General features: G+C 72.8%; 15 protein-coding genes. 7 read left to right on the forward strand and 8 right to left on the reverse strand.

Annotated features, from left to right (window positions below; all coding sequences use genetic code 11):
* Window positions 1-44 precede the first annotated feature (44 nt).
* The 5 genes from ACN28A_RS25720 to ACN28A_RS25740 form a co-directional block, all read right to left on the reverse strand.
* Window positions 45-248 (reverse strand): hypothetical protein, encoded by a 204-nt coding sequence (locus ACN28A_RS25720; protein WP_421398948.1) that lies wholly within the window; start codon window positions 246-248, stop codon window positions 45-47.
* 164 nt (window positions 249-412) lie between these two features.
* The gene (locus ACN28A_RS25725) at window positions 413-2,920 is read right to left on the reverse strand and encodes a hypothetical protein (RefSeq protein WP_421398951.1); all 2,508 of its coding nucleotides are present in this window, start codon (window positions 2,918-2,920) and stop codon (window positions 413-415) included.
* A 223-nt stretch (window positions 2,921-3,143) separates the two neighbouring features.
* On the reverse strand, window positions 3,144-3,596 hold the full coding sequence (locus ACN28A_RS25730; protein WP_421398954.1) for a hypothetical protein: 453 nt from the start codon (window positions 3,594-3,596) through the stop codon (window positions 3,144-3,146).
* 102 nt (window positions 3,597-3,698) lie between these two features.
* Complete coding sequence (locus tag ACN28A_RS25735) at window positions 3,699-3,953, reverse strand: hypothetical protein (RefSeq protein ID WP_421398957.1); 255 nt, start codon at window positions 3,951-3,953, stop codon at window positions 3,699-3,701.
* Between the two features lie 93 nt (window positions 3,954-4,046).
* A complete protein-coding gene (locus tag ACN28A_RS25740; RefSeq protein ID WP_421398960.1) occupies window positions 4,047-4,466 on the reverse strand; it encodes a universal stress protein in 420 nt (139 codons plus the stop codon).
* Between the two features lie 217 nt (window positions 4,467-4,683).
* Here ACN28A_RS25740 and ACN28A_RS25745 point away from each other — a divergent pair, with 217 nt between their 5' ends.
* Window positions 4,684-6,120, forward strand: coding sequence for an APC family permease (locus tag ACN28A_RS25745; protein ID WP_421398963.1), 1,437 nt, complete (start codon window positions 4,684-4,686; stop codon window positions 6,118-6,120).
* Window positions 6,121-6,146: 26 nt separating this feature from the next.
* Here ACN28A_RS25745 and ACN28A_RS25750 read toward each other — a convergent pair whose 3' ends face one another.
* Window positions 6,147-7,007, reverse strand: a complete 861-nt coding sequence (locus ACN28A_RS25750) for an alpha/beta fold hydrolase (protein WP_421398964.1) — start codon at window positions 7,005-7,007, stop codon at window positions 6,147-6,149.
* Between the two features lie 716 nt (window positions 7,008-7,723).
* On the opposite strand from ACN28A_RS25750, the gene ACN28A_RS25755 reads away from it, so the two are divergent.
* The 5 genes from ACN28A_RS25755 to ACN28A_RS25775 all read left to right on the forward strand — a co-directional run bounded on the left by ACN28A_RS25755 (window position 7,724) and on the right by ACN28A_RS25775 (window position 16,549).
* Window positions 7,724-9,340: a sigma-70 family RNA polymerase sigma factor gene (locus ACN28A_RS25755; RefSeq protein ID WP_421398967.1), complete on the forward strand. Its 1,617-nt coding sequence runs from the start codon at window positions 7,724-7,726 to the stop codon at window positions 9,338-9,340.
* Window positions 9,341-10,083: 743 nt separating this feature from the next.
* Window positions 10,084-10,611 (forward strand): DinB family protein, encoded by a 528-nt coding sequence (locus tag ACN28A_RS25760; protein ID WP_421398970.1) that lies wholly within the window; start codon window positions 10,084-10,086, stop codon window positions 10,609-10,611.
* Between the two features lie 137 nt (window positions 10,612-10,748).
* Window positions 10,749-11,855: a cellulose binding domain-containing protein gene (locus ACN28A_RS25765; RefSeq protein ID WP_421398972.1), complete on the forward strand. Its 1,107-nt coding sequence runs from the start codon at window positions 10,749-10,751 to the stop codon at window positions 11,853-11,855.
* Between the two features lie 58 nt (window positions 11,856-11,913).
* Complete coding sequence (locus ACN28A_RS25770) at window positions 11,914-13,230, forward strand: MFS transporter (protein WP_421398975.1); 1,317 nt, start codon at window positions 11,914-11,916, stop codon at window positions 13,228-13,230.
* Window positions 13,231-13,894: 664 nt separating this feature from the next.
* Window positions 13,895-16,549: a LuxR C-terminal-related transcriptional regulator gene (locus ACN28A_RS25775; protein ID WP_421398977.1), complete on the forward strand. Its 2,655-nt coding sequence runs from the start codon at window positions 13,895-13,897 to the stop codon at window positions 16,547-16,549.
* On the opposite strand, the gene ACN28A_RS25780 is transcribed toward ACN28A_RS25775, so the two are convergent.
* Window positions 16,537-18,465, reverse strand: a complete 1,929-nt coding sequence (locus ACN28A_RS25780) for an ABC transporter ATP-binding protein (RefSeq protein ID WP_421398978.1) — start codon at window positions 18,463-18,465, stop codon at window positions 16,537-16,539. The genes ACN28A_RS25775 and ACN28A_RS25780 overlap by 13 nt on opposite strands.
* Window positions 18,458-20,428: an ABC transporter ATP-binding protein gene (locus ACN28A_RS25785; protein ID WP_421398980.1), complete on the reverse strand. Its 1,971-nt coding sequence runs from the start codon at window positions 20,426-20,428 to the stop codon at window positions 18,458-18,460. Before ACN28A_RS25785 ends, ACN28A_RS25780 begins: the two co-directional genes overlap by 8 nt.
* A gap of 467 nt (window positions 20,429-20,895) precedes the next feature.
* Here ACN28A_RS25785 and ACN28A_RS25790 point away from each other — a divergent pair, with 467 nt between their 5' ends.
* Window positions 20,896-21,984, forward strand: coding sequence for a radical SAM protein (locus tag ACN28A_RS25790; RefSeq protein WP_421398982.1), 1,089 nt, complete (start codon window positions 20,896-20,898; stop codon window positions 21,982-21,984).
* Window positions 21,985-22,044 lie beyond the last annotated feature (60 nt).

Below are 22,044 nucleotides of genomic sequence, written 5' to 3' on the forward strand. Positions count from 1 at the left end.
GGAGTGGTCCGGTCCGCGCACCTGGTCGCCGAGCCGCGGGCAGGTCACCTGATCACGTATGCGCGGTAGTTCGAGGTTCCGGCGCCAGCTCCGTCGCCGTTGGTCTCGGTGACCACGATGTCGGCGTCGACGGTGACGAGACTGCCCGTCAGAGCGCGGTACACCGACCCCGAGGCCGGATCGAGAACGTTTGCCGTCGGGCAGGACCTCATCGAGCAGAGAGCCCCTTCGCTCCGGTCGTCGACCACCAGCCGGCTGCCGACGGGGAACGCGCGCAGCCGGGCCGAGGAGCGGGAACCGCTGAGCGTCGCGGTCCGCCACCGGGCACGCCGTGTCTTCTGGTCGTAGCCGGACCTGCCGCCGAGCTGGCCGTGGGTCTCCGGTGTCGGTTGCCGGGCTGTGGCGGTGGCTGTCAGCTGATCGTGTAGGCGTAGAGGTCTCCGGCGGAGAGGTGGAAGCGCAGCCGCAGCGGCCCGATCCCGGTCGGCAGCGTGCTGGTCGTCCCCCAGGAGACGCGGGCGGCCAGGCTGTTCGCGGTGATCGGGGTCGAGTCGGCGAGGGTGTGACCGGGCACCGGTACGCCGGCCGCGTCGAGCACCTCGACCCGCAGCGCTCCGCCGGCCGGGGCCACGTTCACCGCCAGCGCGGCACCGGCCGGGCTCAGGGTCCTCGTGGTGACCGTGCCGCCCCCGGCCTGTGCCCGGAACGAGACGAATCGATCGCGCTGCCAGGTCGCCAGGCCGACTCGGGACCGCCCCATGGGCACGCCGCAGCGGGCCGGCACGTCCGCCCCGGCACAGCTGTGCTCGCCGGCGAACGCCGAGTAATAGAGCCGCACCTGGTCGCCGACGGTGAGCAGCGTGCTCGCGGTCAGCTGGTACCCCCAGTCCCAGGCACCCGAGATGCCCGGCTGGACCAGCCTGCCCCGCACCGGTCGGCTCCAGACGAGCAGGTCATCGGAGGCGGCCAGGCCGATGTGTTGCCGTCCCTTGTCCGGGCCGGGGTCGGCCAGTGGTGAGGGGCTGTCGACGATGTCGAAAATCCACGGCAACCCCAGGTACTGCTCGCCGTAGCGGACCGCTGGCATGCCGTAGACCTCGGCCCAGGGTGTGCTGCCGGACCTACCCGCGTCGGTGATGGCGTCGTCGTCGCCCGGGTCGGTGGCGAACGACGGCCGGGGTGGCGTCCAGGTCACGAAGTTCGTGCTTGTGGAGACCCAGACCGTGCGGGGACCGGCCGGTCGGGTCGATGCGGCGTAGGCGACCGGGTACTGCTTGGTCATGGCGACGAACCGGGCCGTGGCAGGGTCGTACGACACGTTCGCCACGTCCCAGCCGGGCAGCACCGGATTGCCGGAGTTCATCGGAACCCAGTTGATGCCGTCGGTGGACTGGGCGGCGTAGTAGTGGCGGTCGACCGGGGCACCCGGCCCGTGCGCGTGCAACATGAAGTAGCGCGGCCGGCCGGGGGCGTAGTTCGGGTTCTCCACCACCCCCGACGGGGCGAAGGTGTGCACCGGCCCACTGGCCACGTTCCGGTTCCACCGGAGGCCGTCGGCGCTCTCGGCGTAACCGGTGCAGTACCCGCATCTACCGTTGGCGTCGGCGGCGGTGTACCACATCCGGTAGCCGGAACCGTCCGGCGCGGGCAGCACCGTGCCGGAGACGCGCGGGTTGGCGTCCCAGGTGCCGCCGGCGAGGACGACCCCGGTGCCGGTGCCGGCCAGCGCCGGGTCGCCGGTCTTCGTCCCGGGATGGATCATCCGGGTGACACCCTGGTAGGACTCGACCCGCTGGTCACCGACGAAGAGCACGGTGCCGGTGCCGACCGACTCGGCGTAACCGGGGTCGGCGCTCGTCCGCAGTTCCACATCGTCCCAGGTGGTGGTGCCGGTCGCCGCCGCCAGGCTGTAGAGGCGCACGGTGAGGCCGACCGCCCCGGAGGGTGCCGCCGCCGAGACCCTGACCCGCTGCCATCCGCTGACGGCGCCGCCCGAGGCGGTGACAGGCGGTTCGATCCGGCTGCCGTCGGCGCGGCGGTACTCGAGGTACAGCACCCCGGCGGTGCCGCTGTCCCGGCGTGCCCAGGCGCTGGCGGTGACTGTCGTGCCGGCGGCGACCGGCACCTGCCGGCTGAGGGCCGACACCGGTTCGCTCGTCGAGTTGTCGGTGATCCGCAGGGCGCGTTTTCCGGTCCTGGCTCCCGAGGCCACGACGGTCGCCGAGCCGCCGGGGGCGGCGGCCGTCCACTGTGTCGGCCCCGGGTTCTCCCGGACCTCCTCGAAACCGGCGCCGGGGATCCGGGACCGGACCGGTCCCGCGCTCGCGACGGTCACGTCGTCCCACACCGTCGTGCTCTGCTCGGCCTGGGCACTGTAGAGGAGCACGGTGAGCGTGGTCGCCTCGTCCGGGGCGACCCCGTTGGCGCTGACCCGTTGCCAACCGCTCGCGCCGGGCACCGGAACCACCGTCGCGCTGATCCGGCTTCCGCCGGCCCGCCAGAACTCCAGGTACAACCATCCGCCGGCCCCGGACGTACGCTGCGCCCAGCCGCTGGCGGTCACCTCCTCGCCGGGGATGGTCGTCAGCGGATCACTGCGCAGGCTGACGCCTCCGCTCGTCGAGGTGTCCACGATCCGGGCGGCGCGTCCACCGCTGCGCACTGGTGAGCCGACCACGGAGACGGCGCTGGCCGGACCGCTCGCCGACCAACGGACGGCAGAGGCGTCGTCCTCGAAGCCGGCGTTGCCGATCAAGCGCTGTCCGCTCCACACGCTCGACGCGGCGACGTCCGAGCGGACCACCGGGGCCTGGGCACCGGCCAGGGCCGTCCCGGTGGTGGTGACCACCAGCAACAACGCGACGCCTCCGCCGATGGTGCCGACGCCACGCAGGACCAGTCCCGATCGGACGAACAGCATGCTTCGCCACCCCCGTGTACGACCAACCGGCTGCCGCGCAGGTGCACGGCGGCTGCCGGAAACGGTCGGTGAACGCAGCGTCCTGTGTCAAGGTTCCCGGCCGGATGCGGCGCGGCCTGCACACCGGGTGGCACTGGTACGACACCCCGGCGTCCTGGTAACCCTTTCCCGCCGTGTCAGGACCGGACCCGGGGCGCTGCGGAGTCCGGATCGGTGCGGTACCTCAGTCCCGGGTCTTCCCCCGCCGCGCTCGGGAGGCGGACTCCGCGACGGCCAGTTGCACCCCCGCCAGCAGCAGGTAGATCGCCGAGGCGAGCGCCCCGGCCACCGGCCATGCCTCCGGTCCGGGCAGCAGTTCGCCGATCAGCCAGGCGACTCCGAGGGTGATGCCGACGGACAGGAAGCTCAGCGCGACGCCGAATGCGCTGACGATCACGGATTCTTCCTCCAGGGACCGGTGGAAGTCCCTGGTGGCGAGGATCTCCAGGAGGCTGAACGCGGCGGCGGCTCCGAAGCCGAAGAGCATGATCTCGATCCCGCTGGGCGTACCGGTCGTCGTCGTGAGAAGCCCGAAGCTGCCGGTGATTGAGACGGAGTAGCCGTACGCCTGCCCGTTGTTGCGGATCGAGGCCCGGATACCGCGGTAGACCTCGTTCCTGGCGTTTCGCCCGCCCATACCTGCTCCGTCGGATCGCCCCCGCTGACCCGCCGCACTTACCCGTCCTGCCCCGGCCCAAGCCAGCGGCCGGTGCGGGCGGCGAGCGCCCGGTCGGAGGGGTCAGGTGTACGGCTTCTCCGCGCTCGGGCTGCCGTCCGCGTTGCGTACCGCGCCGGTCTCCGGTGAGCCGGGAGGGGCCTGCGCGACATCCCGCCGGATGGGCACGCTCCGCCCGAGCACCTGCCCGGTGCTGTCGCCGGGATCCTCGACAGCCGGGTCGTCGCCGGTCGGCTGCCGCCCGGCCGAGTCGGTCGTGACCGCCTCCTCGTGCTCCTGCCGCTCCGCGTCGGCCGTTCCGTCGGACCGCTGGGTCATGCCCTCCACCTCCGCTTTGACCGGCCGCCTGTTCGGGCGGACCACGCCCTCCTACCCAGCCGGCCGGGATGGCAACCGGATCGCCGCGGACCGTCAGTGCGGATCCCGTGGGTGGGTGACCACCAGGACCGGCCGGGGCGACTTCCTGATCAGCGCCAGCGGCAGGCTGCCGAGCAGTCGTGCGGCCACCGCCGGCCGGGTGCTCGACCCCACCACGATCAGGTCCGCCTGCTCCTCGTCGGCGAACTGCAGGATCTGTTGCAGCGGCCGGCCGGAGCGTACCGTCTGACTCGCCTCGATCCCGACGGCGGCCAACCGCCGCACGGCAGCCGAAGCGGCCTGTTCCGCCCGCTCGACGAAGACACTGCGCGGCACCGCGGTCAGGCGTTCGAGTTCCACCTCGTCGACGGCGACCACGGCGACCGACCCACCGCTCTGCCGGACCAGGTCTGCGACGGCGTCCGCGACCCACGGCTGATCGGCCTCGGGATTGGCTCCTAGCACGATGTGCATGTCGTCCTCCGATGACGGGGCTCGGCGACGGCAGCGGGTCCCGACCCGCACCCGACGCCCCGGGTCAATGCTGGGCCGCGCCGGGCCCGCGGACAAGACCGCCTCCGCACGGCGCCGGCGCGATTCATCGAATACCGTGTGGCTCTGCGCATCGACGAGAGTTACCACGCCGCGCACCGGGTCGTCATCTCGGCCGCGGACGTCGAGGGGAGGGGCCGTGGCGGACGCCGGGACGACCGAGGAGACCGGCAGGGCAGGTGAACCGACCCTCAACCGGGTGATTGGCCCCGGCCTGCTGCTGCTGTTCGTGGTCGGCGACATCCTCGGCACCGGGATCTACGCGCTCACCGGTAAGGTCGCCGCCGAGGTGGGCGGAGCGGTCTGGCTGCCCTTCCTGGTGGCGTTCGTGGTCGCCCTGCTCACCGCGTTCAGCTATCTGGAACTGGTGACGAAGTATCCCCGGGCGGCGGGTGCGGCGTTGTACACGCACAAGGCGTTCGGCATCCACCTGCTGACCTTCATGGTCACCTTCACCGTGATGTGCTCGGGCCTCACCTCCGCGTCCAGCGCGTCGAAGGCGTTCGCCAGCAACTTCGTCGAGGCGTTCGACCTGTCGGTCGGCGAGGGTCTCGGGCTCACGGCGGTGGCCATCGCCTTCATGACGCTGATCGCCCTGGTGAACTTCCGGGGCGTCGCCGAGAGCGTGAAGCTGAACGTGGTGCTGACCTGCGTCGAGCTGACCGGGCTGCTCATCGTCATCTTCATCGGCGCCTGGGCGCTGGGCGGCGGCGACGGGGACATGTCCCGGCTGTTGGAGTTCGACTCGCCACCGGGCGAGAGCGGATTCCTCGCGGTCACCGCGGCCACCGCGCTGGCGTTCTTCGCCATGGTCGGCTTCGAGGACTCGGTGAACATGGCCGAGGAGACCAGGGACCCGGCCCGGATCTTCCCGAAGGTCATGCTGACCGGGCTCTGCATCACCGGGGTGGTCTACATCCTGGTGTCGATCTCGTCGGTCGCGCTGGTGCCACCCGAGGAACTCGGCGAGGGCGACGCTCCGTTGCTGAAGGTCGTCGCGGCCGGGGCACCGGCCTTTCCGCTCACCGTCTTCGCCTTCGTCACCATGTTCGCCGTGGCGAACTCCGCCCTGATCAACATGATGATGGCCAGCCGGTTGCTCTACGGCATGGCGAACGAGGGCGTACTGCCCCGGATCCTCGGCCGGGTGCACCGGACCAGGCGTACGCCGTGGGCCGGCATCGTCTTCACCACGCTCGTGGCCTTCGGACTGATCTGGTTCGCCGACCTGGCCGCGCTGGGCGGTACGACGTCGCTGCTGCTGCTCAGCGTCTTCACCATCGTCAACGTCGCCGTACTGGTGCTGCGGCGCGACCCGGTGGAGCACGCGCACTTCCGGGCGCCCACCGCCATCCCGGTGATCGGTGCGCTCGCCTGCGCCTACCTGGTCAGCCCGTTCTCCGGCCGGGCCGTCGAGGACTACCGGGTGGCCGGCGTACTGCTCGTCATCGGGCTGCTCCTCTGGGCCGCCACCTACCTGACCGACCGGTTCGTGCTGCGCCGGGACCGGTCCTCGGCACAGGGCCGCGGCGAGCGCGGTGACGAGGCACGGCGGGGGACAGGGCGCGAGCCGTAGCGGGCACGGTCCGGCGTCGACGGTTGTCAGCCGAGGAACCGGTGCAGCGCCGCCACCAGGTCGTCCGGGTTCTCCTCGGCGACGTGGTGTCCGGACTCGACCGGCTCGCCGCGCAGGTCCCGCGCCCAGGGCCGCCAGACGGCGAGCGGGTCGCCGTAGAGGGCTTCCATGTCGTCCCGGGTCGACCAGAGGAAGAGTGTCGGACACTCGACGGCCCGACCGGCCCGCCGGTCGGCCTCCTCGTGTTCCCGGTCGACGCCGAGGCCGGCCCGGTAGTCCTCCAGCATCGCCCGCACCGTGGCCTCGTCGTGGATCGCCTGCCGGAGTTCCCGATGGTTCTCCACCCCCATGGTCTCCGGCCGGGCGCTGCCGTACCAGGCGTCGGGATCGGCGGCGATAGCCCGTTCCGGCTTGTCCGGCTGGGCGAAGAAAAACCAGTGGTACCAGTCCCGGGCGAAGGCGGCATCACACCTGGCCAGGGCCTCGCTGATGGGTACGCCGTCCATCACCACCAGCCGGCTGACCGCGTCGGGATGGTCCAGGGCCAGGCGCAGCGCCACGTAGCAGCCGCGGTCGTGCCCGACAGTGGCGAACGTCGGGTGACCCAACGCGGCCATCAGCCGGACCAGGTCACCGGCCACCGCGCGTTTGGACTGCTGGGAGTGGTCCGGAAGCACCGGTGCCTTGCTTGACTGCCCGTAGCCGCGCATGTCCGGACAGACGACCGCGAACCCCCGGTCCACCAGCTGCGGCGCGACCCGGTGCCAGGTCGATCCGGTACGCGGATGGCCGTGCACGAGCAGCACCGGCTGTCCCTGCCCGGCGTACCGGACCCGGAGTCGCACCTCTCCGACGTCGATCCGCTCGTCGGCGAAACCCTCGAACATGCGGCAGCATTACCCGGGCGGAGCCTGCATGCCGCGATGACCCCCGTCACAGTACTTGCATCTGATGCGGGTCGGGACCCGCTGCCGTCGCCGCCCCGGACGTCACGCTGCTGGTCGACAATGCCGGCCTGCACACCGTCACCAACCTCGTCACCGGTGACCCGGCCGCCGTCCGGCGCGAGATGGACACCCATTTCCGGGGGACGCTCGGCATGATCAGGGCCTTCGCGCCCGGCTGGCGACAGCCCCGGACCTGTCACACATCCCTGCCGACCGGTGGCCGCCCGAGTGAGCGATAACATTGCCGCTGGTCGAGGACGCTCACAAGAGGAGGATTGTCGGGCGGCTGATAAGCGTGTCGCGCATCCCGTAGGTGTGTGTCGCCCGCCGTTCTTCGCGGCGACCGGAACGGTGACAACGTGCGATATCCGTCGCGGCGATCGCGGCTGACCGCCCCATTGTCGCGATTCTGTCGCCCAGTCGGGCCCCCGAGCGGTCGCCGCCGAATTCGCGGCTGCTTCTTGACTGGGACGCCGACGTCCACCACAGTCAACCACCACACCGTCGGCGCTCGGCTCGGGCAGGCTCGGCGCGTGGCGCGGTCGGTACCGCCTCGCCGTCCGCCCGGGGCGTCCCGCGGCCGGTGGCGCCGACCGGGCCCAGTGCCGTCCGGGCTGCTGTGACGACCGTGCGGGCAACTGGGACAGCGATGGGACATGCGAGCTACCCGTAGGAACGAGACGAGCCTGGTCGTCGCCGCGCAGGCCGGTGACCGGCAGGCGCTCGACGAGCTCACGATGGCGTATCTGCCGGTGGTGTACACCATCGTGCGCAGGGCGCTGAGCGGCCATCCGGACGTGGACGACGTCGTGCAGGAGACGATGCTGCGTGCCCTGCGGGAGCTGCGCGGGCTGCGGGAGCCGGAGAGCTTCCGGCCCTGGCTGGTGGCGATCACCCTGCGGCAGGTCAGCTCGCAGCTACAGCGGCAGCAGGTTGCCGCGGAGCGCGTGGCCGACCTGGACGAGGTGATCGGCGAGCCGGACGAGGCGGCCGGGATCGAAGACCAGACGCTGCTCCGCCTGGACCTGTCCGACCAGCGCCGGCAGGTGGTACGTGCCAGTCGTTGGCTCGACCCCGAGGACCGGGCGCTGCTCTCGCTCTGGTGGCTGGAGGTCGACGGCGGGCTGAGCAGGGCGGAGCTGGCGGCGTCGCTCGGCGTCGGTACTGCGCACGCCGGCGTACGCGTCCAGCGGATGCGCCAGCAGCTGGAACTGAGCCGGACGCTGGTCGCCGCGATGGACGCCAGACCGGGCTGCGACCGTCTCGCCGAGGTGCTGGCCGACTGGACCGGCGAGCCGAGTCCACTGTGGCGCAAGCGGATCAGCCGGCACGTCCGGTCCTGCCCGATCTGCCTACGGCACGCCGACGGCCTGGTCGCACCGGAACGCCTGCTCGTGGGTCTCGTGCTGCTCCCCGTTCCGGCGGCGCTGGCGGTGTCGCTGACCGGTAAGGGCACGGTGGCGGGCACCGCGCTCGGCGGTGTCACGACGGTGGCTGCCGGGGCCGGCGGGATCGGCGGTTCCGGAGCGGTCGGTGCGGGCCTCAAGGCGGGGCTGTTCAGCCAGCTCGGCCAGATGATCGTGAGCCATCCCATCGTGACCGTGGTCGCCGCCGGCACGGTCGTGGCCGGTGCCACGGTCGGCACCGCGCCCTGGTCGTCGTCGCCGTCCCCGCCGCCGCCGGCCGTGGCCGCCCCGACCAGGACACCCCCGGTCGCCCCCTCGACGGCTCCGAGCGTCGTCCCGCCCAGGTCGGCGCCGCCCGCGACCGCGCGGGTCCCGCTTCGCCCGGAGCCGACCGGCGCCGCGCCGTCGGGCACCGCACTGCCCCGGCTGCCGCTGGGGAACGTGTCGATGGAGTCGGTCAACCAGGTCGGACTCTTCCTGACGACCGGCGACGGTGGCCTCGGGGCGCTGACCAGGGTCGGCGCCGAAAGCGATCCGGCCGCCCGGCAGCGGGCGACGTTCCAGGCCGTCCCCGGTCTGGCCGACGACACGTGCGTCTCCTTCCGGGCCGAGGACGGGCGTTATCTGCGCCATCTGTCCTGGCGGGTGCGGTTGAGCGAGGACATCGGCACCCCGCTGTTCCGGCAGGACGCGACGTTCTGCGTACGGGAGGGGACGGCCCCGGGCTCCGTGTCGCTCGAGTCGTCCAACTATCCCGGCTGGTTCCTGCGGCACCGGAACTTCCAGTTGTGGGTGGACCGGTCGACAGACGATCCCGGATTCCGCGCCGACGCCTCGTTCCGGCCCCGGCCGCCGCAGGCCGGGTGACCCCGTCGCCGGCCGTCGAGCCGTCGCCGGCCCGGCTCCCTCGTCGGTCTTCTCCCTGCGTACCGGCGCCCGGCGCCAGCCCGACTCTCCGGTGGTCTCGCCGATAACAGAAAACCATTGTGAGATTCCTGCCAGCCGCCGAGGCGATCCGGAGCGGTGAAAAGCGTTGCCGTCGCCGGTCCTGGAAAGTCGCATTCGAAAGCGCTTTCCTGTCCGTTCCGGGACGGGTGCAGGCCCGGAGATTGATGCACGCACTTGAATACCTCAAAGAGGTCTGGCAATATCCCGTATATCCGCGTGGCGGGTCAACCTGGTTCCGTTCGACGCCGTGGCAAATTCTGTCACGAGCATGTTAGCGATCACATGATGGCCTACAGTCGAGCGTCGGACCGGTCGGCGCCGTGGCGCGGGCGTCGGGAGCCGGTGCGAGGTGGGTCGGACCGGCTCCCGACGGCTCCCGGCACGCATCAGGACAGGTCACCCGGCGTGCTCCGCTGATCCCGTGGCCCTGCCCGGTCCGCACTCCGCCGATCTGGTGAATGTCCGGATCGCGCCCCGTCTGTGCACCCAGCTCGACAGTCTGCCGGCGAGGTGTCAACGGGCCGGCTGCCCGCGGTCGATCCGGTGCTGCTCGTCGGCAGATTCTCGGGACCCTGCGCATAGCGGCCAGGAACTGGCCGCTATTGGCTCTAACGTGTGAGGTGACAGTTCGACGAGGTGACTTCGAGGCAGGAATGACGACCATGGTGACGACGATCGAGCACAACCTGACCGGCGAGCGGGCCGACCTGCTGGATGCCCTGGGCAAGGCGCGGTTCTTCCTGCGGTTCACCGCCCGCGAGCTCGACGACGAGCAGGCCGCCACCCGCAGCACAACCAGCGAACTCTGTGTCGGCGGCCTGATCAAGCACGTCGCGGCGATGGAGCGCCAGTGGGCCCGGTTCATCGTGGAGGGACCGTCGGGGATGCCGGCCGCTGACGACCCCGCCGCCCACGCGCAGCACGCGGCCAGCTTCCGCATGCTGCCCGGGGAGACCCTGGCCGGCATACTGGCGGAGTACGAGGAGATCGCGCGGCGCACCGACGAGCTGGTGCGTACGCTGCCCGACCTCGATGCCGGTCACGAGCTGCCGGCCGCCCCGTGGTTCGCGCCGGGTACCCGGTGGAGCGCGCGACGGGTCCTCCAGCACGTGATCGGCGAGACGGCGCAGCACGCCGGGCATGCCGACATCATCCGGGAGGCCATCGACGGGGCCAGGTCGATGGGCTAGACCCGGTCGGCGACTCGGGTCCATCGACGGTTGTCGCAATCGCCCGAAGGGTGGCAGGATGAAGTTAGTTGGATTACCAAACTAACTTCCTGAGGCCGTCGCCGGTTGGTGCGACCCGAGAGGACCAGGAGGCGCAGATGAGATCCACCCGCTCGCCCGGGAACCCACGACGCCGGCTCCGTGCCGGCCTCGCGCTGGCCACCACGCCGCTGCTGGGCATCGGCCTGACGGTGGTGTCGACCGCGCCGGCAAGCGCCGCCACCGGCTGCCGGGTGAACTACACGGTCAACCAGTGGTCCGGCGGCTTCAGCGCCAACGTCGCCCTTACCAACCTCGGCGACCCGCTCAACGGGTGGCGGCTGGAGTGGACCTTCCCGAGCGGCCAGACCGTCACCCAGGGCTGGGGTGGCGAGTTCAGCCAGAGTGGTGCCAGGGTGACGGTGACCAACGCGTCCTGGAACGCCGCACTGGGTACCAACGCCACCGTCACCCCCGGCTTCAACGGCAGCTGGACCGGGACGAACTCCCCGCCCACCTCGTTCAGCCTCAACGGGGTGCCCTGTACCGGCGCACCCGGCACGACACAGCCGCCCACCAGCACTCCCGCGCCCACCCCCTCGCAGCCCGGCGCGGTCGCCTGGCGCTCCTCCGAGCAGTGGGGGACCTGGACCAACGGCGGTTACACGCTCTACAACAACATCTGGGGCAGCGGCGCGGGAAGCCAGACCATCTGGGCCAACTCCTACAGCAACTGGGGCGTCACCGCGAACCACCCGAACACCGGCGGGGTGAAGTCCTATCCGAACGCCACCCGGAACGTCAACCGGAACCTGAGCGCGATCGGCAGCCTCACCAGCAGCTTCAACGTCACCGTACCGAACGGTGGGGCGTACGCGAGCACGTACGACATCTGGGCCGACAACCACGCGTACGAGATCATGCTGTGGATGAACAAGACCGGCCCGGTCGGTCCGCTCGGCTCGTTGCAGACCACCGCGTCGGTCGGTGGACACACCTGGCAGGTCTACCGCGGCTCCAACGGCGCCAACGAGGTCTTCTCGTTCATCCGCACCGGCAACACCAACTCGGGAACCGTCGACATCCGCGCCGTGCTGAACTGGATCCGCAACGCCGGCTGGTACGGCGACGTCCTGGTCGGTGACGTCCAGTTCGGCTACGAGATCACCTCCTCGGCGGGCGGGCTGAACTTCACCACTAACAGCTTCTCGGTGTCGTACAGCTGATCCATCGGCCGGGAAACCCGATCGACACCCCGGGACCCCTGCGGCACCATCACCGGTCGTGAACCGCCTGCTCCGCCGGATGGCGCTCGACGTCACTCCGTTACGCACCTCGCGGGACTTCCGGCTGCTCTTCGCCGCCAGCGGTGTCTCGGGGTTCGGCTCGTTCATCACCTACGTGACGATCCCGTTCCAGGTGTACGCGCTCACCGACGACCCGCTGCTGGTCGGCCTGCTCGGCGTCTGCGAACTCGTACCCCTGCTGGTGATGGCGTTCGTCGGCGGCGCCCTGGCCGACTACCTCGACCGCCGCGCCCTGGTGCTGGGCGCGGAGGTCGGGTTCACCGCGCTCGCCGGCGTACTCCTGGTCAACTCGCTCTTCGACCAGCCACACCTCTGGCTGCTCTACCTGGTCGCCGCGCTGACCGCCGCGATCGACGGCATCGCGCGCCCGGCGCTCGAAGGGCTCACCCCGCGCATCGTCACCCTGGACGAGATCCCGGCGGCCAGCGCGCTCAACGCGCTGCGGATGCAGGTCGCCCAGCTCGGCGGCCCCGCCGTCGCCGGAGTGCTGATCGCCTCGGTAGGCATGCCGTGGGTGTACGCGATAGACCTCGGCACGTTCGCGTTCTCACTGGTCTGCCTCTACCTGATCAGGGCCGTTCCGCCCCCGCCGGCCGCCGAACGCCCGTCACTGCGCTCGGTGCTGACCGGCCTGCGTTACGCGCGGAGCCGGCCGGAGCTGCTCGGCACCTACCTGGTGGACATCAACGCCATGTTCTTCGGCATGCCGCAGGCGCTCTACCCGTTCATGGCGGGCAAGCTCGGCGGCCCGGCCGTGCTCGGGTTGCTCTACGCGGCGCCCGCCGCGGGTTCCCTGCTGGCGACGGTGACCTCCGGCTGGACCGGTCGGGTGCACCGGCACGGCCTGATGGTGGTGCTCGCCGCCGGGCTGTGGGGCGTCGGGATCGTCGGCTTCGGCCTGAGTGACTGGCTCTGGCTGGCGCTGCTCTTCCTCGCGTTCGCCGGCGCGGCCGACATGGTCTCCGGCATCTTCCGGATGACCATCTGGAACCAGACCATCCCCGACCACCTGCGTGGCCGGCTGGCCGGCATCGAGATGCTCTCCTACCTCACCGGGCCGCTGCTCGGCCAGCTCCGCTCCGGCGTCGCCGCCCGCTACCTCGGCATCGGCGGATCGATCGTCTCCGGTGGCCTGCTCTGCGTGGTCGGCACGGTGGCGCTGGCGGCGGCACTGCCGGCGTTCCTCCGCTACGACGGCCGGGACGGGCTGGCCCGGAAGCGGGCCGCCGACGAGGAGTGGGCGGCCCGGGCGACCGCCAGCGGCGCGTCTCCTACCCCCGCCGCCCCCGGGTAGCGCGCTGGCTCCCGGCTGGCGCCGGTGGGTATCCGACAGACAGCATCCCAATAGTCAGGAAGGACGTTACGCTTTCCCGGCGCCGGACAGCACGCACGCCAGCATCCGCGGCCGGAATTCCGGACGGTGCGGCGGGCGGGCACCAATCCTGGAAACTGGTCGCGGCCCAGCCGTGCCACCGGACCACAGGACCGGTCCGGGCGCGCCCGACACACATCGGCGGATCCGGCCGGTTCCTGCCCGGCCGCAGATCTGTCCTCGACCAGTCGATCCACCGGGGGGAGGGATCGCGTGCGGCACCGGGTCCGGGGCGCGGACCGCCGGCTACCCTGCACGAACTCCGCACCGGGCCGGTGTGCCGGTTTGTCCAGCCTACGTTCAGTCGCGGTCCAGTCGCGCCTGGCATCGTCGGCCGAATCCGACGACACTGTGAGTTTCCCGTGACGCTGGCAAGAGATTCGAATGCGGCAATCCCGCGTGGCCGGCCGGAGGGCACGCGTCGGTCCGGCGACACCACCGGCCCGACCGCCACTCCCGTACGCCGTCGGAAGAGCACCGGAACGTCCGGGAGGTGTTGCCAGCTGACTTAGCCGTACCGCATTCCGGACGGCACTCCTCGACATCCGCGCAGATGTCGGTGTCCGCGGCAGGGAGGGGGCAATCCGTGGACCGCATCCGGACGCCGCTGGTCGCACGAACCGAGCTGGTACAGCAGATCCTCACCGCGGTGACCACCGACCGGGGGGCGGTGCTGGTGGGGGAGCGCGGGACCGGGCGTACCACACTCGTCGAACTCGTGACCCGGCAACTGTCGACCGATCGGTACGCGGTGACCCGTACCACCGCCACCGAGGCGGGTCGGCCGATTCCGTTCGGGCCGTTCTGCCAGCTGTTCCCGGTCGTCGGGGACCCGGCCCTGATGCCGACCCGGATCCGTGCCGAGCTGGTCCGGCGTGGACAGTCCCGCACGCCGCTGCTGGTGGTGGAGGACGCGCAGTGGATGGACGACCGGTCGGCGAGTACCCTGCTCAGCCTCGCCCACGACGGGCACGTCCGGCTGATGGTCACCGCCCGGACGGACCTGGCCACCCCGGACGCGGTCGTGGCGCTCTGGAAGGACCGGCACCTGCGCCGGATCGACCTGCCACCGCTGGACCTGGCGGAGACGGCGGCCCTGATGCGGGCGATGCTCGGGCACCCGGTCGCCACCACCACCGTGCAGCTGGTCTACCAGTGGACCGGCGGCAACCCGCGACTCGCCACCGAACTGGTCCGGCACGGCACCGCCAGCGGTCGGCTGGTCCGGGAGCGGGGACTGTGGTGGTGGCGCGGTCCGCTCAGCGTGCCGCCGCACCTGGTCGAGCTGTTCCTGCCCGAACCGAACCGGCTCACCCCGATCCACCGGGACGCGCTGGCCGCGGTCGCCGTCAGCGACGAGCTGCCGATCGAGCTGATCGACCGGGTCGCGCCGGACGCCGTCGAGGAACTGGAGGACCTGGGCCTGTTGCGCACGACGGACACCGAGGACGGGGTCCGGGTCGGGTTCGCCCACCCGCTGCTCCAGGCGGTCGTCTGGGCCCAGGTGTCACCGGCCCGCCGGCGCCGGGTCGCGGCGGCGCTCGTCGAGACGGCCCGCGAGGTCGGCGGAACGGGCCCGGACCCGGTGACGCTGGCCCGCTGGCAACTCGCCGCCGGCAGCGCGCCGGTCAGCGCCGCCGTGCTGGCCGAGGCCGCCCGACGGCTACTCCCGCACAGTCCTGAACAGGCACTGCGGCTGGCCCGCGCCACGCCGGACCGGTCCGCCCGGGCCACCGTCGTACTCGCCGACGCGCTCGCCGAGCTCGGCACCGGCCGCGAGGCGCAGTCGGTACTGCACCAGGCGACCGCGTCCGACCGGTCGGCCACCGGACGCGTGCTGCTCTCGACGGCACTCGCCCTGCACCGGTGCGCGGCCGAGCGTGACCCGGCGGCGGCCCATGCCGACCTGCGGGCGCTGCGCGCCGTCGCCGCGCTCGCCACCCCCGAGGCGGTCGACGTCGTCGACGGCGCCGACGCGCTGGTGCTGCTGCTCGGCCAGCGTCCGGCCGAGGCGCTCCGGGTCGCCGACGGCGTGCTGGACCGGACGCCCGGGCGCGGACCGGCCGGCGGCTGTGCCGTACCACGGTGCCGGATCGTCCGGACGGTGGCGCTGGCCCTGCTCGGCCGTACCGACGAGGCGGCCGCCGCCGCAGCGGCGGTGCCGGCGGGCACCGGCGGCGGCCGGGGTGCGGAGCCGGCGGGTCTGGCGGCGGCGGCAGTGTCCCTGATCGGGCTCTGGCGGGACGGGAGCGCCCCGCCGCCGCTCACCGACCCGGTCCTCGGGCGCTGGCCGAGGCCGCCGGGAACGATCCCGGGGACCCGGCTGCGGGCGGTCGACTGGCCGCTGCTGGTCGGGTACGCACGGCTGCTCCGCGCCGAGTACCCCGCCGCGGTCGAACCGTTGCGCGAAGCGCTGGCGCAACAGGCGGAAGGGTTCCGGCCGTTCCGCTCGGAGGCGTCCGCCTGGCTCGCCGTGGCGCTCGCCGGAGCCGGGCGGCCGGACGACGCGCAGCGGGTGCTGGAGACGGATCCGCCGGACCGGCTTGCGGTGCTGCCGGGCCTCGGGCCGTGGGCAGCCGGTGCGGTGGCCGCCGCCCGGGGCGACACCCGGTCCGCCGGCCGGTGTTTCGACGAGGCGGCGGCCGCGGCCCGGGCGGCCGGTTGCCGCAGCGTCGAGTTGCAGTACCTCACCTGGACGGCGAGGTTGCCGCCCGCCGACCATCCACCCGGGCTGGCCGCCCGGATAACCGACTGCCTGCCGGTGGTCGAGGCGGGACGGCTGGTGAGCGAGGCGCGCGGCGAACTGGCGCTGCTCCGGCGCGACCGCGCGGGCCTGCTCGACCAGGCCAACCGGCTCGCCGCGATGGGGCTGCCCCGGCGGGCGTGCCGGTTGGCCGAGGCCGCCACCCGGGTCTCGCCCGGCCGGAACCAGGACTACGCCGCGGCCGTCGCGCTGGCCGGCCGGCTCCGCACCGCGCTCGGCCTGCCCGCACCGAACCTGGCGTCGCCGACCCTCACGGCCAGGGAGAACGAGGTCGCGGCCCTGGCCGCCGCCGGCCTGCCCACCCGGGAGATCGCCACCCGGCTGGTCGTGTCGGTGCGGACCGTGGAGAGCCATCTGGCCCGGGTGTACCGGAAACTCGGCATCGGTTCCCGTCGGGAACTGCGGGCCGACTGGTTCAGTCGAGCGGTCGAGGGCGTCGGGGAGTCACCGGCCGACCCGGAGGGCTACCTGGGCTGACCCGAGGCGGCCGGCACCTCGTCCCGGTGCGTCGCCGGGGCCGGCACCACCGCCGGCTCGCCGGCGTACGCGGCGGCGTGCAGGGCGTACAGCTGCGCGTAGCGGCCGGCCTGCCCGACCAGTTCGGCGTGTGTGCCGTACTCGACGATCCGGCCCTCGTGCAGGACCACGATCAGGTCGGCGTCGCGTACCGTGCTCAGCCGGTGCGACACGACGAGCGTGATCGGGGCGGCGGCGCCCGACCGGGCCGGCGCGAGATACCTGTGCAGCAGTTCCGCCTCACTGTCCGGGTCGAGACTGGCCGCCGGCTCGTCGAGCAGCACAAGCGCCGGCGAGGTCCGCATCCGCCCCCGGGCGAGCGCGAGCTTCTGCCACTGCCCGGACGACAGGTCGGTACCGTCCGGGAAGGTCCGGCCGAGCCGGCTGTCCAGCCCGGCGGGCAGCTCGGCCACGATGCCGGTCGCGCCCGCGTCCGCCAGCGCGCTGCCCACCGCCGCCCGGTCGTCGATCGCGTCGAGCCGGCCGACCCCGACCGTCTCCCGGGCCAGCAGCTCGAACCGGCAGAAGTCCTGGAAGACGGCGGTGATCCGGCCCCGCCACACGTCCGGGTCCACCGCTGCCAGGTCCCGTCCGCCGAAGCTGATCCGCCCGGTCGACGGCGGGTAGAGCCCGGCCAGCAGCGCGACCAGGGTCGACTTGCCGGCACCGTTGTCGCCGACGACGGCGACGGTGGCGCCGGCCGGCAGCCGCAGGTCGATCGGGCCCAGCGCGGGTGCCGGCTCGCCCGGGTACCGGAAGCTGACGCCGTCGAGGACGAGGTCACCGCGCTCGGGCAGCTCCGCGCTCCGCCCGCCGGTCGCGGCGTCGTGCTGGGCAGCGGTCGGTACGTGTCTGTCGGTCGCGTCGTCGGGTTGGGCCGCGGTCGGGATGCGTCTGCCGGTCGCGCCGTCCTGCTGATGTCCGGCCAGACGCTGGTAGAGGGCGACGGTGTGCAGCGAGCGGCGCAGCCACCCGATCAGCCAGCTCAGTCCGGTGGTGGCGCCGACCAGCCGGGTACCGAGCAGCAGGACCAGCACGGCCTCGCCGGCCGAGGCGGTGCCGGCGAGGACGGACCGGGTGACGAGGTAGAGCCCGGCCACCAGCGCGACGCAGAACAGCAGCCAACCGGCGGCCACCGCCACGGCGCCCCGGGTCCGGGCCGCCTCCCGGCGTCGCGCCGAGACCGCGAAGGCCGCCCGGTGCCGGGTGGCGATCTCGCCGCCCAGCCGGTACAGCCGGACCTCGGCCGCGGCGGCCGGCTCGGTGGCCAGGGTGAGCAGGGCGGCACGCTGCCGGTCGGCCTCGGCACCGGCCACCTCGGCAGCGGCGACGGCGTTCGCCTGCCAGCGGATCGCCAGCGCCAGCGGCACGATCGCCAACGGCAGCAGGGCCAGCAGCGGACTGACGAACGCCATCAGGGTCACCGCGCCGACGAACCGGGCCAACAGGCCGGCGTTCTCCACCAACGCCGCGAACGCCCCGCCGAACTCGGTCCGGCGCTGGCGGACCAGCTCGGCGGTGTCCAGGAACTCCGGATCGTGGTAGTGGTCGAGGTGGGCGGGTCCGGAGCAGAGCCGCATCAGGCGGCGGTCGAACTCCAGTCCGACCCGCTGCTGGAGCACCTGCCGCAGGTCGGTGGCGACCGCGCTCGCCTGGTGCACGAAGACGGTGACGCCGACGAGGACCAGCCCGCCGGTCAGCGCCCCGGCGACCTGGCGGCCGGCCGCGCCGTCCACCATGGCACGCAGCCCGAGCGCCTGCGCCGCCGCGACGATGTTGAACAGTGGGATGAGTACCAGCACCGCCACCGCGCGGCGCGGATCCGCCCGGACCGCGACACCCACCACCAGGCGGGCGGCGCCCAGCCAGCTAACCACGACGGCCTCCCGCGGGGTCGGTGAAGGGCGCGGACTGCACCCGGAACATCTGGGCGTACCGGCCGTCGGCGGCCAGCAGTTCGTCGTGGCTGCCGTACTCGCCGACCCGGCCGTCCCGCAGTACGGCGATCCGCTCGGCGAGCCGGACGGTGGCGAACCGGTGTGACACCAGGATCGTGGTGATCCCGGCGGTGATCTCCAGGAACCGGGCGTAGAGCTCGTACTCCGCCTCGATGTCCAGGTGTGCGGTGGGCTCGTCCAGCACGAGGACCCGGGCACCGTGCCGCACCGCGTAGAGTGCCCGGCTCAGCGCCAGCCGCTGCCACTGCCCGCCGGACAGCTCCGTCCCGCCCTTGTAGGCGTTGCCCAGCGGTGTGTCCCAGCCGTCGGCCAGGCCCTGCTCGACGCCGAGGAAGCCGCCGAGACGGGCCGCCTCGACCACGGCCTCCTGGTCGGCCGGCGCCTCGACCGCGCCGAAGGCGATGTTGTCGCGCACCGAGAACGGGTACCGGCCGAAGTCCTGGAGCACCACTGCCAGTTGCCGGCGCCAGCTCGCCAGGTCGTGGTCGTGCAGGTCCCGACCGTCCAGCTGGATCCGGCCGGCGTCCGGCCGGTACAGCCCGGCCAGCAGCTTGGTGACGGTGCTCTTGCCGGCGCCGTTGTCGCCGACCAGCGCCAGCGAGGACCCGGCCGGGATGACGAGGTCGAGAGCGTCCAGGACCGGGCGGCGGTCGCCGGGATAACCGAAGGAGACTCCCGCGAAGCGGATCTCGCGGCGGGGTAGCCCGCTCGCGTCCGCTCCACCGCGTCTCCGGCCGTGCGCCCGCTTCTCGCGGGTCCGGTCGTCGTGCGCCCGCTTCTCGCGGGTCCGGTCGTCGTGCGCCCGCTTCTCGCGGGTCCGGTCGTCGTGCGCCCGGTCGTCGCGGGTCCGGTCGTCGTCGGGGTGGGCCGGGGTGCCGAGTGCGCTCACGGCCAGCGCCGGTGGCACCGCCGCACTGGCCAGGTGCAACCGCCGTTGCAGGTCACCGGTGAACCCGAGGGCGAACAGGCCCAGCAGCGCCTGGAGGGCGACGGTCAGCTGGCCGACCGGCGGGTCGCCGGTGCCGGCCCCGTATGCCAGTGGCACCACCACGACCAGGTGTGCCGCCAGCAGCAGTCCGCTGGCCGCCAGGTGCCGCCGACCGTCGGTGCTCATCCGGCGCATCTCCACGATGCCGTCCCACCACTGCCGGGTGAAGCGCTCGGCGAGCCACTGGTGCAGGCCGAACAGCCGTACCTCCTTGGCTGCCGGCGCGGTCACCGCGAGGTCCCGCAGGTACGCGGCGTGCCGCAGCTGGACCGTACGGGCGGTGTTGGCGGCGACGGCGCGGGCCATCTCCTTCTCCTGCCAGCGGCCGGCGACGATCCAGGCGGCACCGAGTACGACGGGCATCCACCACTGCCCGGCCCAGCCCAGCAGGATCGCGGAGGCCAACCCGGTGAGCCGGAGCGGCACCAGGGCGGCCAGCGCGTTGACGGCCTGCCCGGGAGCGTGCGCGCCGATCCCGACCCCGCGGGCCTGCTCGATCCGGTCGGCGACCCCGGGGTCGTCCAGGTGCGCGATCCCGGCCGGGCGCAGCGCGCCCTCGACGGTGCGTTGGGCCAGACTGCCGTCGACGGCGGTGGCCAGCCGCGCGGTGACCATCGCACGGATCGGCTCCAGGGCGATGTCCAGGACCAGCGCCGACGCGAGGAGGGTGAGCCCGGTCCACGCCTGCTCGGCCGCTGCCGGGCCGCCGTCGCCGGTCAGCGCCGTGACCAGCCGGCCGATCGCCAGAGGCAGCAGTACGACGCCGGCGACCTGTCCGGCGACGAGCCCGCCGAGCAGCACGGTGAGCGGGGCGTGCACGCGCGGCAGCTCGCGGACGAGCGCCAGGACGCTGCCGGGGCGGCGACTCAGGCCGGCGGGCGGTGCGGTCGACACGAGGGACACCCTCCTTGGCGAGGTAGACGGTTCCGGTCGTCCGGCGCGGGCTCGTCGGCTGCCGGGGCGGGTCGGCCGGCGGTGGCGCGGCGGTTGCCGGGCAGGGCGCGTGGTGCCGCGGTGGTCACCCCGCCGGGGTGACCACCGCCATCAGGCACGTTCCCCTTACAGGGCGTCGACCGGCGGGTAAGCGCGCATGATCCACCTCCTTGGCTGGCGACGGGCGGCGGACCGTGGCGGCCGCCACGCCAGAACGCTAGGTGTCCGGGCGCGGCGGGGAATCGGTAGCCGGTACGCAACCGCGCCGGCGCGACCACCGAGACCCGACCGGTACGCCGGTGCGACCGGCACGTCGCGGCTGCGTACCCGACCGCGGCTCTTGCGTACCCGTCGCCGATGCCGGGGACGGTCCGCCGCCCGTACGGTTCCGGCGACCGCACTGCCGACCCGTCCGGGAGACCCGTCTCATGAATGTCGACGCAGCACCGAACGTCCTCATCTGGGACGTCACCTTCGCCTGTCCACTGCGCTGCTCGCACTGCTACACCGAGTCCGGCCGGCGACGCCCGCAGAACCTCAGCCACGAGGAGATGCTCAGGGTGGCGGACGCCCTCATCACCTTCCGGCCGATCATGATCACACTGTGCGGTGGTGAGCCGCTTACCGTGCCGCGCATCGTGGAGGTGGTGGAACGGTTCGCCGCGGCCGGCGTACGGGTCTTCCTCTACACCAGCGGCTGGTCGGTGCCGGAGGAGACCGTCCGGCGGCTGGCCGGCAGTGTCAGCCGGATCGTGGTCAGCGTGGACGGTGCGACCGCCGAGGTGCACGACCGGATCCGTGGCCGGGCCGGTTCCTTCGACCGGGCGATGGCCGCGCTGGCGCTGCTGGACGCGGAGAGCGCCCGGCGGATCGCGGCGGGGGAGTCCCCGCTGCGGTTCGGCATCGACAACGTGGTGGTGCGCAGCAACTACCACCAGCTCGACGAGCTGTGCTCCTCCGTCGCGCCGCGCTTCCCACACCTGACCGACCTGGCGTTCGGTGCGGTGGTGCCGACCGGGCTGGCCAGCCGGGTCTCGTACGGCGAACACGAGATGCTCAGCGACGAGCAGGTCGCGGCCCTGGTCGACGAGGGGACCAGGCAGCGGCTCCAGCAGGCGGCCCCGCCCTCGGTCAAGGTCACCACCACGGACAACTTCGGTGTGCAGATGCACCCCGACTACATCGCCAGCCATCCCGACTTCCGCCCGCTCGAGGTCGAGCCGGACGGCGAGGTACGCGCGATGCCCATCTACGAGGGGACCGTCGGCAGCCTGTTGGCCGAGGACCCGTTCGTGCTCTGGGAACGCGCCCGGAGTCGCTGGCACGATCCCTTCGTGGTGGAGACGCTGCGCGGCATCCGGAGCAGGACGGACTGGGCCGAGGCGGTGCGCCGGATCGACTACCGGTTCGGCTCGGACGAGGTCCGGGCCCGGATCGACCGCCGCCCGGTCTTCGATCCGACCCAGGCGCCTCGCCAGCTCGCGCTGCGCTCGGTCGGCGGCGGGGCACGGCGCTGAGCTCGAACGGTGCACGGCGCTGAGCCGGGGACCCGCACCCGGCGCCGAACCGAACCCCGG

This window comes from Plantactinospora sp. WMMB782 (genome assembly GCF_049179135.1).
GTDB lineage: Bacteria > Actinomycetota > Actinomycetes > Mycobacteriales > Micromonosporaceae > Plantactinospora.